The 14262-nt window shown below is 75.1% G+C and carries 15 protein-coding genes and 1 pseudogene; 10 read left to right on the top strand and 6 right to left on the bottom strand.

All coding sequences use genetic code 11. The features are described 5' to 3' along the window. Position 1: 1 nt before the first annotated feature. Both SK069_RS19410 and SK069_RS19405 read left to right on the top strand, forming a co-directional pair. Positions 2–274 (top strand): cytochrome C oxidase subunit IV family protein, encoded by a 273-nt coding sequence (locus SK069_RS19410; protein ID WP_319955921.1) that lies wholly within the window; start codon positions 2–4, stop codon positions 272–274. Between the two features lie 134 nt (positions 275–408). Further along, positions 409–1047: a TetR/AcrR family transcriptional regulator gene (locus tag SK069_RS19405; RefSeq protein WP_319955920.1), complete on the top strand. Its 639-nt coding sequence runs from the start codon at positions 409–411 to the stop codon at positions 1045–1047. A gap of 30 nt (positions 1048–1077) precedes the next feature. On the opposite strand, the gene SK069_RS19400 is transcribed toward SK069_RS19405, so the two are convergent. Together SK069_RS19400 and SK069_RS19395 are read right to left on the bottom strand one after the other, a co-directional pair. Further along, complete coding sequence (locus SK069_RS19400; RefSeq protein WP_319955919.1) at positions 1078–2010, bottom strand: D-alanine--D-alanine ligase family protein; 933 nt, start codon at positions 2008–2010, stop codon at positions 1078–1080. Then, a complete protein-coding gene (locus SK069_RS19395; RefSeq protein ID WP_319955918.1) occupies positions 2007–3236 on the bottom strand; it encodes an ATP-binding protein in 1230 nt (409 codons plus the stop codon). Before SK069_RS19395 ends, SK069_RS19400 begins: the two co-directional genes overlap by 4 nt. 108 nt (positions 3237–3344) lie before the next feature. On the opposite strand from SK069_RS19395, the gene SK069_RS19390 reads away from it, so the two are divergent. The 3 genes from SK069_RS19390 (at position 3345) to SK069_RS19380 (ending at position 7394) form a co-directional block, all read left to right on the top strand. Continuing rightward, a complete protein-coding gene (locus SK069_RS19390; RefSeq protein ID WP_319955917.1) occupies positions 3345–4154 on the top strand; it encodes an alpha/beta fold hydrolase in 810 nt (269 codons plus the stop codon). Further along, entirely contained in the window at positions 4154–5761 is a 1608-nt protein-coding gene (locus SK069_RS19385; protein ID WP_319955916.1) for a UDP-N-acetylmuramoyl-tripeptide--D-alanyl-D-alanine ligase, read from the top strand. The genes SK069_RS19390 and SK069_RS19385 overlap by 1 nt, the downstream gene beginning before the upstream one ends. A gap of 136 nt (positions 5762–5897) precedes the next feature. Next, a complete protein-coding gene (locus SK069_RS19380) occupies positions 5898–7394 on the top strand; it encodes an MDR family MFS transporter (RefSeq protein WP_319955915.1) in 1497 nt (498 codons plus the stop codon). Between the two features lie 56 nt (positions 7395–7450). On the opposite strand, the gene SK069_RS19375 is transcribed toward SK069_RS19380, so the two are convergent. Further along, complete coding sequence (locus tag SK069_RS19375; protein ID WP_319955914.1) at positions 7451–7924, bottom strand: SRPBCC family protein; 474 nt, start codon at positions 7922–7924, stop codon at positions 7451–7453. Positions 7925–8032: 108 nt separating this feature from the next. On the opposite strand from SK069_RS19375, the gene SK069_RS19370 reads away from it, so the two are divergent. Continuing rightward, positions 8033–8452: an acyl-CoA thioesterase gene (locus tag SK069_RS19370; RefSeq protein ID WP_319955913.1), complete on the top strand. Its 420-nt coding sequence runs from the start codon at positions 8033–8035 to the stop codon at positions 8450–8452. 31 nt (positions 8453–8483) lie between these two features. On the opposite strand, the gene SK069_RS19365 is transcribed toward SK069_RS19370, so the two are convergent. After that, positions 8484–9437, bottom strand: coding sequence for a cation diffusion facilitator family transporter (locus SK069_RS19365; RefSeq protein WP_319955912.1), 954 nt, complete (start codon positions 9435–9437; stop codon positions 8484–8486). 135 nt (positions 9438–9572) lie between these two features. Here SK069_RS19365 and SK069_RS19360 point away from each other — a divergent pair, with 135 nt between their 5' ends. Continuing rightward, on the top strand, positions 9573–10028 hold the full coding sequence (locus SK069_RS19360; protein WP_319955911.1) for a GNAT family N-acetyltransferase: 456 nt from the start codon (positions 9573–9575) through the stop codon (positions 10026–10028). Between the two features lie 31 nt (positions 10029–10059). On the opposite strand, the gene SK069_RS19355 is transcribed toward SK069_RS19360, so the two are convergent. After that, complete coding sequence (locus SK069_RS19355) at positions 10060–10797, bottom strand: SigB/SigF/SigG family RNA polymerase sigma factor (RefSeq protein WP_319955910.1); 738 nt, start codon at positions 10795–10797, stop codon at positions 10060–10062. Between the two features lie 376 nt (positions 10798–11173). Between SK069_RS19355 and SK069_RS19350 the strand changes: the two genes are divergently transcribed. Further along, positions 11174–11434, top strand: coding sequence for a hypothetical protein (locus tag SK069_RS19350; protein WP_319955909.1), 261 nt, complete (start codon positions 11174–11176; stop codon positions 11432–11434). Positions 11435–11527: 93 nt separating this feature from the next. On the opposite strand, the gene SK069_RS19345 is transcribed toward SK069_RS19350, so the two are convergent. Next, complete coding sequence (locus SK069_RS19345; RefSeq protein WP_319955908.1) at positions 11528–11926, bottom strand: Na-translocating system protein MpsC family protein; 399 nt, start codon at positions 11924–11926, stop codon at positions 11528–11530. Positions 11927–12050: 124 nt separating this feature from the next. On the opposite strand from SK069_RS19345, the gene SK069_RS19340 reads away from it, so the two are divergent. Then, positions 12051–13934, top strand: a complete 1884-nt coding sequence (locus SK069_RS19340) for a diguanylate cyclase (RefSeq protein ID WP_319955907.1) — start codon at positions 12051–12053, stop codon at positions 13932–13934. Between the two features lie 11 nt (positions 13935–13945). After that, positions 13946–14262: pseudogene (locus SK069_RS19335) on the top strand (hypothetical protein); the annotation flags it as partial.

Below are 14262 nucleotides of genomic sequence, written 5' to 3'. Positions count from 1 at the left end.
CATGCCCTCCGTCGTCCAGGTCCTCCGTTCCCCGCTGGGTCTCGCCTGGCTCGTGCTCGTCGGCGCGACCGTCGTCTCGGCCGTGCTCGGGTGGGGGCAGGGCGGGGGCGAGGGGACCGGCTCGGCGATCCTCGCGATCTCGTTCCTCAAGGCGTATCTCGTCGGCGACCGGTTCATGGAGGTCCATGCCGCGCCGGCCTGGCTGCGTCTCGTCCTGCTCGGCTACTGCGCCGGGGTCGGCGGCGCGCTGATCGCGCTGCTGCTCCTCCTCTGAGGCCGCGAGGCCGGGCACGCACGATGCACGCCGATCGGACCGGGCCGCGGAGCGGAGACGCAGGGTTCTTCGACCGGCGGGTCGGTCCGGTCTCCCGGACGCCCGACCGGCGTCGTCAGCGCACCCGGCGCCGGTTGCTGGACGCCGGCGCGGAGATCATCGCCGACCGCGGCGCGTCGGGGCTGCGGATCGCCGAGATCACGAGCCGGGCCGGGGTGGCGCTCGGATCGTTCCAGAACCACTTCGCGTCGAAGGACGAGCTGGTCGCGGCCGTCGTAGGCGAGTCGATCGAGGCGCTGGCCGGCGAGATCGGCGCCGTCGCCGAGGCCGACGGCGACCCGGCCGAGTCCGCGATCGCGGCGCTCCGGCGATTCGTCCGCCGCGCGTACGAGGACCCAGAGCTCTGCCGGGTGCTGGTGAACCTCGACCATGGTGAGCGGCTGTTCGTCGAGGCCAGCCGGCCGTTCGCGGAGACGGCGCTCTCGCGTGCGTGCGACGCGGGGCGGTTCGCGATCGACGACCTCGACATCGCGGTGAGCTCGATCATCGCCGGCGCCCTGGCGGTCGTCCGCCGGATCCTCGACGGTCATGTGGGGGCCGATGCCGACCGCGTCGTCGCGCTGAGCGCGCTGCGCGCGTTCGGGGTCGACGAGCCCGAGGCCGCGCGGATCGCGCGTCTGCCGTTGCCGTCTTCGCACGAGGCACCGGCCCGGCGCGGGACGGTTGCCGTCGGCCGGCCCGGCGAGGACCTCTCGTCGGGAGCGAGGTCGTGAGGTCCGCCCGCCGAGGCAGGCCCCGGTCCGTCAGCCGCGCACGCGGCGGCAGATCGTCTCGATCAGCCCCGTGAAGCTCAGGTCCGCGATGTCGGCGGCGGCCGGAGTCGGGCCGGTCTCCGTCAGGCCGGGGGCGGTGTTGATCTCCAGCACCCAGGGGCCGCGGTCGTCGAGGCGGATGTCCACGCGCGCGTAGTCGCGGCAGCCGGCGGCGGCGTAGGCGCGGGCGGCGACGTCGCGGACGGTCGCGTCGAGGTCCGGCGGCAGGTCGGCGGCGCGGACCTGGGCGCTGCCGATCTCGTAGTGCGCGGCGAAGCTGTAGAGCGGGTCGTCGTAGACGATCTCGATCACCGGCAGGACGCGTGGATCGGTCGCGGGGCCGACGACGGTGACCGCGAGCTCGCGGCCGGGGATGTACTCCTCCAGCAGCACGCGGTCGCCGTAGCTCAGCGCCGCGACGATCGCGCCGCGCAGGTGCTCCTCGCCCCGGACGATCGAGATGCCCAGCGACGAGCCCTCGCTGGCCGGCTTCACGACGAGGCCGTCGGGGAACTGCGCCGCGATCGGGCCGAGGGCGACGCCGGCGCCGTACTCCGTGAACGCCTGCTGGGTGAAGGCGTGCCAGGCCGGCGTCGGGATCCCGCGCAGGACGCACAGTGCCTTGAACAGGTGCTTGTCGAGGCAGAGCGCCGAGGAGACCGCGTCCGAGCCGGTGTACGGGATGTCGAGGATCCCGAGGATGTCCTGCGCGGTCCCGCCCTCGCCGCCGGCGCCGTGCAGCGCGAGGAAGACGAACGCCGGGTCGGCCTGCTGGACCTCGGGGATGAACGACTCGTCGACGTCGAGCACCGTCGTCTCGTAGCCGAGCTGCTGCAGCGCCTGGGCGGCGCGGCGGCCCGACTGCAGGCTGATCGTGCGCTCGAGCGAGCGCCCGCCGCAGGCGACGATGACCGAGGAGCTCATGCGCGGCCAAGGTGCATGTCGATGAGCGCGGACGCGAAGTAGCGCGTGGTGCTGCGTTCCTCCTGAGCCTCGGCGACGGCGATCCCGACGAGCCGCTCGAGCAGCTCGGGGAACGCGATCCCGACGTGCTCGAAGAGGTAGAAGGCGAACGAGCCCGGCACGGTGTTCGGCTCGTTCAGCAGGATCCGGCCGTCCTCGAGGACGAAGAAGTCGTAGCGCGTGACGCCGGCGATCCGCAGGGCACGGTGGGCCTGCTCGGCCGCGGCCCGCAGCCGGTCGCGCAGCTCCGGCTCGATCGGCGCGGGGATGAGCCGGTCCTGGCCGGCCATGCCGGAGGACTTGCCGTCGCCGGCGGCCTTCGTCCCGCCCGTGGCGGCGGCGCCCTTCGCGCCGCCGGCCTTGCCGCCTGCGCCCTTGCCGCCGCGGAGGTACTTGTCGTCGAAGCTCAGGCCGTCGTCGCCGCCGAGCGGCTGCTCGACCTCGGACACGACGTACTCGCCGCCGGGCCGCCCGAGGACCGCGACGTTCATCTCCTGCGCGCCGGCGGCGAACGGCTCGACGATCACCTGGCGGTCGAGCTCGAAGGCGAGCTCCAGCGCGTCCTGCAGCTCCTCGTCGGTGCGGGCGCGCCCGACGCCGACCGACGAGCCGAGCGTCGCCGGCTTGACGATCACGTCCGCGCCCTGCTCGCGCGCGGCGCGCTGGACGGCGTCGGGGTCCTGCTCCCAGGCGTCGCGCTCGAACCGCGCGTGGGGGAGGACCTCCAGCCCGGCGTCGCGCAGGACGACCTTCGCGAGGTGCTTGTCCATCGCCACCGCGGAGGCCGCCACGCCGCGCCCGACGTACGGCAGCCCGGCGAGCTCGAGCGCCCCGAGCAGCGAGCCGTCCTCGCCGCCGGTGCCGTGGATCGCGTTGACGACGACGTCCACGCGCAGCGGCTCGTCGCGCTTGAACCGCCCGGACGACGGCGCCACGAGCGGCGTCGGCGAGCCGAGCCGCAGCTCGATCGGGCGCGCGCCGGCGGGCGGGTCCGACGCGAACGCCTGGATCGTCAGCAGGGACTCGCCGGTCCACCAGCGCCCGTCCTTGGCGACGTAGATCGGCACGACGTCGTGGCGCTCGCCGAGGATCGCGAGGACCTGCTGGCCCGTGATGATCGAGACGTCGTGCTCGACGGAGGGCCCGCCGAAGACGACGGCGACGTGCATCCGCTGCTCAGGCGTCACGGCCCGAAGGCTAGCCGGTCGCCCCGCGCCATCGGACCCCGCCGGGGCGGGCGAGGGGCGGGGCGCGACGGCGCCGCAGCCGGGGGAGGTGCGACCATGTCCGCGCCCATGGCCTTCCAGGATGAGGACACGTTCGTCGAGGTCGACGGGGCGCGGGTCCACGTGCTCCACCGCCGCCCCGACGCGCCCGCGTCGGGCGACCCCGTGATCGTGCTGCACGGGTGGCGCGCCTCGATCGAGGCGGTCGGGTCGATCATCGCCGGCCTCGGCGACGCCGCCGAGCTCCTGGCGATCGACCTGCCGGGCTTCGGGACGAGCCCCGAGCCGGCCGAGTCCTGGGACGTCGCCCGCTACGCGCGCCTCGTCGTGGCGCTCGCCGACCGGTTCGGGTTCGAGCGGTTCGCGATCGTCGGCCACAGCTTCGGCTGCCGCGTCTCGATCGTCCTGAGCACGGAGCACCCCGAGCGGGTCTCCCGGCTCGTCTTCACCGGCGCGGCGGGGATCAAGCCCCGGCGCAAGGCCTCGTACTACGGGAAGGTCGGCCTGGCGAAGCTCGGCCGGCTCGTCGGCGCCGTGGGCGGACCGCCCGGCAAGCGGCTCCAGGACCGCTGGCGGCGCAAGGTCGCCTCGGACGACTGGCTCGCCGCGTCGGAGTCCTTCCGCGGCACGCTGCGCAACGTCCTGGGCGAGGACCTCGCACCCCGCCTGCCGCGGATCGCGGCGCCGACGCTGCTCATCTGGGGCCGCGACGACGCCGACACGCCGCTCTGGATGGGCGAGCGGATGGAGCGCGCGATCCCGAACGCCGGCCTCGTCGTCATCGAGGGCGGCCACTTCGCCTACGCCGAGCGCGCGGGCGAGTTCAACCGGATCGCGCGCCACTTCCTCGTCGAGCAGACCGCGGGCGTCGCCTCGTGATGCTCGCCGCGCTGCTCCTCGCGCTCGCCGCGCTGCTGCTGCTCGCCGGCCGCGAGCACGTCCTGCTGCACGTCCTGCAGCAGGAGCACTACGAGAACGCGCGCCTGCGCGTCTGGCTCGACCGCGGGGAGGACCGTCGGCAGCTCCCGGCGTCCCTGGCGCTCTGGGTCGTCTGCCTCGCCGTCGCGGGCGTCGCGCTGGCCTCCTCGGGCGCCGGGATCGCGGCGGCGGCCGTCGCGCTCGTCTCCGCCGGCCTCCGCCTCGCCGGCGTCTGGCGTCGCGACCAGATCAAGCCGCTCGTCTTCACGAAGCGGGCGAAGCGCCTCTTCGGCCTGAGCCTCGCCCTGCCGGGCGTCCCGCTGCTCGGGCTCGCCGCGGCGCTGCCCGGCGAGGCCGCCGTCGTCGTCGCCGGGGCGCTCGGCGGGGCGCTGCACGCCTTCGGCCCGGGGTGGCTCACGGCGGCGAACGTCGCGCTGCGTCCCGTCCAGCGGCGGGAGACGGAGCGGTTCGTCCGCAGCGCCCGCGAGCGGCTCGCCGCCGTCGCGCCGCTCGTCGTCGGCATCACCGGCTCCTACGGCAAGACGACGACGAAGGCCTGCGTCGCCGCGGTGCTCGACACCGCCGGGCCGAGCTATCCGACGCCCGCGTCGTTCAACAGCCACCTCGGCGTCGTGCGCGCGATCAACGAGGGGCTGCGCGAGGACCACCAGTCGTTCGTCGTCGAGATGGGCGCCTACCGCGAGGGCGACATCGCCGAGCTCTGCGCGCTCGTGCACCCGCGGATCGCGATCCTCACCGCGATCGGCCCGGCGCACCTGGAGCGGTTCGGCTCGCTCGACGTCACGGAGCGGGCGAAGGGCGAGATCGCCGAGGCGCTGCCCGCCGACGGGGTCTTCGTCACCCGCGCCGACGACGAGCGCTGCCGCCGCGTCGCCGCCACGCGGACCGCGGCCCGCGCCGTCCTCTTCAGCCCGCAGCCCCACCCGGACGCCGACCTCTGGGCCGAGGGGCTGGAGGTCCGCAACGGCCGGACGCAGTTCGCGCTCTGCCGCCGGGTCGACGGCGAGGTCGAGTCCACCCCGGTCCGCGCGCAGCTGCTGGGCACCCACAACGTGGCGAACCTCCTGGCGGCCGCGGCGGTCGGGTTCGAGTCCGGTCTGACGGCGAAGCAGGTGGCGCGCGCGCTGGGGCGCGTGAAGCCCCCGGAGCACCGTCTCGCGCCGATCGTCAACCAGGCGGCCGGGATCGTCGTGATCGACGACTCGTACAACGCCAACCCGTCCGGCGCGGCCGCCGCGCTCGAGGTCCTGCGCCACCACGAGGCGCAGCGCCGGATCCTCGTCACGCCCGGGATGGTCGAGCTCGGCGACGAGGAGGAGGCCGAGAACCGCGAGCTCGGGCGGATCGCCGCCCGCAGCTGCGATCTCTGCCTGCTCAGCGGTCCGCGCGCGGCCGTCATCCGGGAGGGGCTGCTCGAGGCCGGCTTCCCCGACGAGCACGCGATCGTGCTGCCCGACGGGCCCTCGGCGCACCGCCGCCTCGCCGAGCTCTCGCGCCGCGGCGACGTGATCCTCTTCGAGAACGACCTGCCCGACGTCTACGCCTGAGCGCGGCCGCCCGGGGGCGGGGCGCCGCGCCGGGTCGCGCACCGGACCGTCCGGTCCGCTTCGGCCGATCGACCGCCCCGTCGCGTACGCCGTCCGGCCGCCGGGCGGTGGTCGGGCTCTGCGATAGTCGCCCGCCATGTCCGCCGCGCCGACCGCCTCCACCGCGCCCGCGGCGCTGCCCCCCGAGCATCGCCGGCTGATCACGCTGCTCGTCGTCTCGGCGTTCGTCGTGATCCTCAACGAGACGATCATGAGCGTCGCGCTGCCGGAGCTCATGCAGGACCTCGACATCCCGGCGACGACCGCCCAGTGGCTCACGACCGGGTTCCTGCTGACGATGGCCGTGGTGATCCCGATCACCGGCTTCCTGCTCCAGCGGTTCGAGATCCGGCAGGTCTTCATCGCCGCGATGACGGCGTTCACGATCGGCACCCTCATCGCCGCGACCGCGCCCGGCTTCGCGGTGCTCCTCGTCGGCCGCATCGTCCAGGCGATCGGCACGGCGCTCATGATGCCGCTGCTCATGACGACGGTCATGAGCCTCGTGCCCGAGGTGCGCCGCGGCCAGGTGATGAGCGTCATCTCGATCGTCATCTCCGTCGCGCCGGCGATCGGCCCGACGATCTCCGGCGTCGTGCTCGAGGTCCTCGACTGGCGCTGGATGTTCTGGCTCGTCCTGCCCTGCGCGGTGCTCTCGCTGGCCGTCGGCGCGCGCTGGGTCCAGAACGTCACCGCGCCGCAGGGCGCGCACCTCGACGTGCTCTCGGTCGTCCTGTCGGCGATCGCCTTCAGCGGCGTCGTCTACGGCCTGAGCAGCATCGGTGAGGCGGCGCAGGGCCACACGCCGATCCCGCCGGCGATCCCGATCGCCGTCGGCGTGGTGACGCTCGCGCTGTTCGTCCGGCGGCAGCTGTCGCTCGGCGACCGGGCGCTGCTGGACCTCCGCGTCTTCAGCTCGCCGCTCTTCTGCGTCGCGGCGCTGCTCGCCGGCCTGACGATGATGACGCTGCTCGGCGCGCTCATCGTGCTGCCGATCTACCTGCAGGACGTGCTCGACGCCTCGACGCTCACCACCGGCCTGATCCTGCTGCCCGGCGGGCTCGTCATGGGGCTGCTCGCGCCGTTCGTGGGCCGCGCGTACGACCGGGTCGGACCGCGGCCGCTCGTCCTGCCCGCGTCGCTCGTCGTGATCGTCGCCATGGTCCTCCTGGCGATGGTCGGCGAGAGCACCGCGAAGGGCTTCGTGATCGCCGCGCACGTCGTGCTGAGCATCGGCCTGGCGCTCATGTTCACGCCGCTGCTCACCACGGCGCTCGGCGCGGTGCCGCCGCAGCGCTACTCCCACGGCAGCGCGATCGTGAGCACCGCCCAGCAGGTCGCCGGCGCCGCCGGCGCGGCGGTCTTCATCACGATCATGACCCGCGGCGCGACCGCGGCCTCCGACGACGGGGCCGGCGACGTCCAGGCGCTCGCCGAGGGCGTGCAGCACGCGATGCTGGCCGGCGTCGTGCTCGCCGTGCTGTGCGCGATCGTCGCGTTCTTCCTGCGCCGCCCCGCGCCGCCGCAGCCGCCCGCCGACGGGCCCGGCGCGCCGGCACCGGACGGCGCCCTCACCGCCGTCGCGGCGGACTGATCCGGCCGCGCCGGGGTCGTCGCCCTCCGCGGGCGACGTCCCGGCGCGGCGCCCGATCAGGCGACGCCGTAGTGCTTGGCGGTGTCCTTGAAGAGCGAGCCGAAGATCGCGGCGTTCAGCGGGGCGCCCGGCTTGCCGACGGCGCTCGCCTCGACCGCGACCGTCCAGGTGAAGCGGCAGGCGCCCTCGCCGTCGGGCTCGACGACGTAGTCCTCGGCGATCCGCTTGAGGATCGGGACGTTGATCGACTCGCCGACGAAGGCCTTGCGCCGACCCTCCTCCCAAACGACGTAGCGCTCCTGCACGGCGAGCAGGCCGAGGACCCTGGCGGTGCGGGTGGTGCCGACGCCGAACGGGCGCGGCGAGGTCCACTGCGCGCCGGAGCCCAGGGCGCGGCACCAGTCCAGCGTGCCGTCGCGGGTGAGGTCCTCCCAGACGGCGGCGGCGGGGCGGGCGATCGCGAAGGTGCGCTCGAAGCGCTTCGGGGCGGTGGCGAGGAACGTCTCGTCGGTCGGGGCGAGCTTCGGCATGGTCGCGCAGCCTATGCGAGCACCGGGCGGCCCGCGGGGGCAGCGGCCCCCCGCGCGCACGGCGCCGGCCCACCGGCCGGCCGGCGGCGTCTGGCAGGCTCCCGGGCGATGACCGCGCCCGTCACCGTGCCGTTCGAGGTCCAGTACCACGAGTGCGACATGCAGGGCGTCGTCTTCAACGCCCACTACTACACGTGGGCCGACGTCGCCTCGACGGCGCTCTGGCGCGCCGTCCGCGGGGGCTACGACCAGCTCCTGGCCGACGGGCTGGACACCGTCGTCGTCGCGAGCGGGTGCCGCTACCGGGCCCCGGCGCGCTGGCAGGACCGGCTCGAGGCGACGGTCGACGTCGTGCGCGTCGGGACGACGTCCTTCACGGCCGCCACGACGTTCCGCCGCGCGGGGGAGCTCATCGCCGAGGTGACGGTGACCTACGTCTTCGTCGCGCGCGGCGGCGACCGGCCGATCGAGCCGCCCGCCGAGCTGCGCGACGCGCTCGTGCGCCGGATCGTCGTCCGGGAGGACTGACCGCGGACCGGCCCGCCGCGCGGGTCGTCGCTCAGCGCCGCGCCGGCGCGTCGACGTCGGTGCGATCGAGCGTCGCGTCGGCGTAGGACGCGGGGTCCTCGAGCGGCTCGAGGTGCGTCGTGACGGTCACCGGCGTGAGCTCCTCGCGCAGCTCGCCCTCGAGCCGCTCGACGAGGTCGTGCCCTCGCTGGACGGACCACTCGCCGGGGACGGTCACGTGCATCGACACGAAGGCGCGCGGGCCCGCGCGGCGCGTGCGGAGGGCGTGGAAGTCGATGCCGCCGCCGCGGTAGCGCGCGAGCACCGCCTCGACGCGGTCGAGCTCGTCGCGCTCCAGCGCCCGGTCCATCAGGCCGTCCGTCGAGCGCCGCACGATCACGACGCCGGAGGCGACGATGTTCGCCGCGACGACGAGGGCGACGATCGCGTCGAGGCGCTCCCAGCCGGTGAGGGCGACGAGCGCGACGCCGACGACCACCCCGACCGACGTCCACACGTCGGTCATGAGGTGCTTGCCGTCGGCCTCGAGGATGAGCGACTGCTCGCGACGGCCGACGCGGACGAGGAGCTGCCCGACGACGAGGTTCACGAGCGACGCGGCGCTCGAGACGACGAGGCCCAGCCCGACCGACTCGATCGGCTCGGGATCGACGAGCCGCCCGATCGCGAGGTACGCGATCGTGCCGGCGGCGACGAGGATCAGGGCGCCCTCGATCGCTGCCGAGAGGTAGTTCGCCTTCTCGTGGCCGTAGGCGTGCTCCTCGTCGGGCGGCAGCGCCGCCCAGATCACCGCGACGAGCCCCACGACGGCGGCGACGAGGTTCACGACCGACTCGCCCGCGTCGGAGAGCAGGCCGACCGAGCCCGTCAGCGCCCACGCGCCGACCTTCAGCGCGATCGTGAGGACCGCGGCGGCGATCGACAGCGCCATGAGCCGCCGCAGCAGGCGGTTGCGCGCGTCCGTGGTGGGGGCCGTGGCGGGCATCCGGATCCAGCGTAGGGGCTTGTCGTGGCTGGATGTTCGTTGTGCGTCGGCCAAAACCGGGGCGGCGACGGGCTCAAACCGGGAGCGGCATCGCGCCGACGTCCTGCGGGACGGCGCGGGCGGGAGACTGCGGCCATGAGCCTGCGCATCCGGTCCCTCGCCGCGTCCGACCGGGAGGGCTGGGACCCGCTTTGGCGCGGCTACCTCGCCCACTATCGCGAGGACCTCCCCGCCGAGGTCACCGAGCGGTCCTTCGCGCGGCTCGCCGCCGGGGGCGACGCCTCGTGGGGGCACGTCGCCGTCGGCGACGGAGGCGTCCTCGTCGGGCTCGCGCACGCCCTCCTGCACGCGTCGAGCTGGAGCATCGGCGGGTACGCCTACCTCGAGGACCTCTACGTCGCGCCCGCGGCCCGCGGCGGCGACGTCGGCCGGGCGCTCATCGCGGCGGTCGCCGACGAGGCCCGCCGCCGCGGCGCCACGAAGCTCTACTGGCAGACGCAGGCCTACAACGGGCGCGCGCGGAGCCTCTACGACCAGGTCGGCGATCTGTCCTCGAGCGTCCTCTACGAGCGCGAGCTCGTGGAGCCGTGAGCCGGGCCGGGGCCGGGTCGGCGCACGCGCGTCAGGCGGTCGCGGCGGCGCGGGTGGTCATCTTCGCGACGGCGCGGCGCAGGACGCGCGAGATCTGCATCTGCGACACGCCGAGGTCGTCGGCGATCTCGCGCTGGTAGCGATCCTCGAAGTACCGCAGGAAGACGACACGGCGCTCGCGGTCGGTGAGGCCGCGCATCGCCTCGCGCACGGTCTGGCGCTGCTCGGCGCGGGTCAGCGCGTCGTCGCCGCCCCCGAGGGTGTCCAGCAGCGAGCGGTCCTCGCCCGTCGGGTGGTCGAGCGAGTGCGCGCGGTAGCCGTTGCCGGCGCGCAGCGCCTCCTCGATCCGCTCGACCGGCTCACCGAGCGCCGCGGCGAGCACCGCGGCGGTCGGCTCCTCCCCGCCCTCGCGCAGGAGCCGCTCGCGGACCTGCTGCAGCCGCGCGTCGAGCTCCTTCATCGCGCGGGGCACGTGGACGGTCCAGCAGGAGTCGCGGAAGTGGCGCTTGATCTCCCCGGTGATGTTCGGCACGGCGAACGCCGCGAAGCGCGTTCCGCTGTCGAGGTCGAAGCGGTCGATCGCCTTGACGAGCCCGATGCAGCCGACCTGCACGAGATCGTCGAGGGGCTCGCCGCTGCCCGCGTAGCGGCGAGCGCAGGAGCGGACGAGCGGGAGGGCGCGGCGGGCGAGCTCGTCGCGCGCCGCGAGATCGCCGTGCTCGTGGTAGCGGCGCAGGAGCGCGACGTCCTGGTGGTCGGTGGTCGACACGGGGGGCCTTCCGTTCGGGGGGAGCGAACAGGGAACGCGCGACGGCGCCCGAATCCAGGCGACGAAGGCACGACCGACTACGTGTCATGCGGCTCGCCGTGCGTGCGTCCCGGGACGACCCCCGACCGCCGGGGACGCCGGAGGCCGGGATCCGCCGTCGGAGAAGCGACGAGCGGCACTGGCCGGAACCTAGTACGGGCCGTGGGCGGACGCAACCCCCGGAGCCGCTACCGCCCGGCCGGCGGGCGCCGGCCATCCGCCGATCGGAGGAGGGCGCCGCCGCGATCGCGGTTATCGTCCCGCCCAGCGTGGGTAGCGATCGGACACACCGAGCAACGACGGCCCGCACCGGGCCTCGATCACGGAGGTGACACCGATGCCGCAGGGCATCGTCGGATACACCATCGAACGCGCCGAGATCCGCCGCTGGGCGGCCGCGCGCGACGCCCGGCCGATCCGCCGGGCCGGACGCGACGGGCCGCCCGTCGCCTTCGCCCTCGGGGACGCCGCCTCCGGCGACGGTCTCGCCTGGGACGCCTTCTTCGCCCTCATGGACGAGCACGAGCTCGCCCTCGTCTACCGCGACGAGGATGCCGAGGGCCACCTGAGCACCGAGTTCTCGTTCGTCCCGCGCTGAGCGCCGGGCGCCGGGTCGCCGGCGGCCGACCGCACGCCGATCAGGGCCGGTCCCGTGCGGGAGGCGCGGGGCCGGCCCCGCCGGTCGGCCGGATCAGGCCGGGTCGGCGAGCAGGAAGATCTCGACCTGGACGTCGGGATCGTGGTGATTGGCGCTGAGGAACGCCTCGATCTCGCGGCCTGTCGCCGAGCGCACGATCTGGACGTACTCGTCGCGCATGATCTGCTGCAGCTCGCGCCGCTGCACGTGGACGGTGTCCTCGTGGCCCTCCTCGATGAGCGTCTGCTCGATCCGGGTGTAGCCGCCACGCAGGATCACGACGACGAGATCGCCGTGGTAGTGCGTCCGAGCGCTCTCCGGGCCCTTGCCGGAGTAGCGCTTGTGGAGCGCCACGACGCGGTTGGAGATCTCCAGGAGCGGTGATCCCGACGCCTCGGGCGCGGCCCCCGCGGGGGTGGGTACGGCGGCGGAGCCGTCGTCGTGCGCGTCCATTCGCGTGAACGATACCGGCGCCCTCGGCTCCCGACCGCCGCCCGGCCACGAGCCTGGACGCTCGGCTCAGGATTGCGTCCACGCCGCCCGGTGGAGGGGGCGTCCCGGCTAGGCTCCGGCGCGCGTGAGCTTCCGGGCACGCCTGAACCTCTTCTTCCTCCTGCTCGTCGTCGTGCCGCTCGTGGCCGTCGGCGTCGTCCTGCTGCGCACGATCGACGGTGCCGAGCGCGGCAAGGTCGAGGCCGCCCTCGTGTCGGAGGGCCGGGCCGCCAGCGCCCTCCTCGCGGAGCAGGCCGAGGAGGCCGGCGCGGTCGCCGCCGAGATCGCCGAGGACCGGACGCTCGCCGCCGCCCTGCGCGAGCGCGACGCCGCAGCGATCCGCGAGCGCGCGGGCGAGCTGCTCGCGCCGGCGACCGACGCGCGACGGATCCGCATCGTGCTGCCGGCCCGGGGCCGCCGACCCGCTGCCGCCGTCGAGGTCGGCTCGCCGACCGCGCTGCTCCCGGCGTCGCGCACGCTCGTCGCGCCCGGCGGCGGCGGGGCGCTCGCCCGGATCCAGATCGCGACGATCGGGCCGCGGGCGCTCGCGGTCCGGCTGCGCCGGCTGACCGGCCGCGACGTGCAGATCCGCGACCTGCCCTCCGGCCGCCTGCTCGCGGGGGACGCTCGCGACACGGGCCGGTTGCCGGCGCCCGGGCGGGTCGGGACGACGGGTCGCGGGGACTGGACCGCGGTCGTGCTGCGGCAGCCGGGCTTCGGCACCGCCCGGCAGGAGGTCGTCCTGCTGGCCAGCGGCACCCAGGTCCGGGCGTCGCGGAGCGACCGCTTCGCGCTGCTGGGCACGCTGGCGCTCTTCCTCGTGCTCGCGGCGCTCGGCGCGCTCGTCGTCTCCCGCTCGCTGCAGCGGCAGGTCGGCGCCCTGCTGGAGGGCGCCCGCCGGCTGGGCCGCGGCGAGTTCGACGAGGAGATCCCGACGAGCGGCACGGACGAGCTGTCGCAGCTGGCGGGCGCCTTCAACGCGATGAGCCAGCAGCTGCGGCGCCGGATCGAGGAGCTCGGCGACGAGCGCGAGCGGCTGCGCTCGGCGATCCGGCGGATCGGCGAGACGTTCGCGGCCAACCTCGACCGCGAGGGCCTCCTGGAGATCGTCGCCAGCGCGGCCGTCGACGCCGTGCGCGCCGACGGCGGGCGCGCGGTGGTCGCGACGGCGGACGCCCGGGAGGAGGCGCTCGCGGGATGGAGCGACGGCCTCGGACCGCTGCTGGACGCCGCCGAGCAGCGGATCGTCCAGGGGCACGACGGGTTCGTCAGCGACGGCGACCTCCACGGCCTCGCGGTCCCGATGGGATCGGAGGCCGGGATCCGCGGCTTCGTCGCCGTCGCCCGCCGCGGCGAGCCGTTCACCGCCGCCGACGCCGAGGTCGTCGCGTACCTCTCCGGGCAGGCCGCGGTCTCGCTGGAGAACGTCGGGCGCCACGAGGAGGCCGAGCGCGAGGCGCTGACCGACCCGCTGACGGGGCTCGCCAACCGCCGGCGCTTCGACGAGCTGCTGCGGACGGCGGTCGACCGCGCGCAGCGCGACGGCCAGCCGCTCTCGCTGCTCGTGATCGACCTCGACCACTTCAAGTCGATCAACGACCGCTTCGGGCACCAGACGGGCGACGCGGTCCTGCGCGAGGTCGCCTGGGTGCTCCGCGACGGCGTGCGCGGGCTCGACGCGCCCGCCCGGCTCGGCGGCGAGGAGTTCGGGGTGCTGCTGCCCGCCACGGACGCCGAGGGCGCCCTGATGCTCGCCGAGCGCCTGCGCGAGAGCGTGCAGCGGCTGCGGGTCGTGACGGAGGACGGGCTGCAGATCTCGGTCACCACCTCGATCGGGGCGGGCACCGTCGGCGGCCTGGGCGCCACGGGGGCCTCGCTCGTGGCCGTCGCGGACGGCGCGCTGTACGAGGCGAAGCGCAGCGGACGCAATCGCACCGTCACCGCTGACGAGAGCGCCGACGCCGAGTAGGCTTCGGTTCGATGGGCGTTCTCGACGACGCGATCCGCGAACACCTCGATCTCAAGCGCCGGCGCGGGGCCGATCCGGTCGACATCGCGCGGCAGGAGCGCGAGGCCCTGGGCCCCGTGACGGCCGGGGAGCTCGAGGACGACGAGCCCGACTGGGGCGAGACCGACGATCCGGAGGTCGGGCACGACCTCGGCGTCGCCGATCCCGACGCGACGCAGCTGCTCGAGCAGGTGCCGGTCGAGCCCGCGCCGCCGGCCGCCGTCGCCCCGCCGCCGCCGGCGAGCTTCGCCGCCCCGGCTGCGCCCGCCGCGCCGCCCGCGGCCGCTCC

Source organism: Patulibacter brassicae (genome assembly GCF_033949425.1).
In the GTDB taxonomy this organism is placed as follows: Bacteria; Actinomycetota; Thermoleophilia; order Solirubrobacterales; family Solirubrobacteraceae; genus Patulibacter; species Patulibacter brassicae.
Note: the sequence above shows the minus strand (reverse complement) of the source record. Positions and strands in the feature narration are given on the sequence as shown.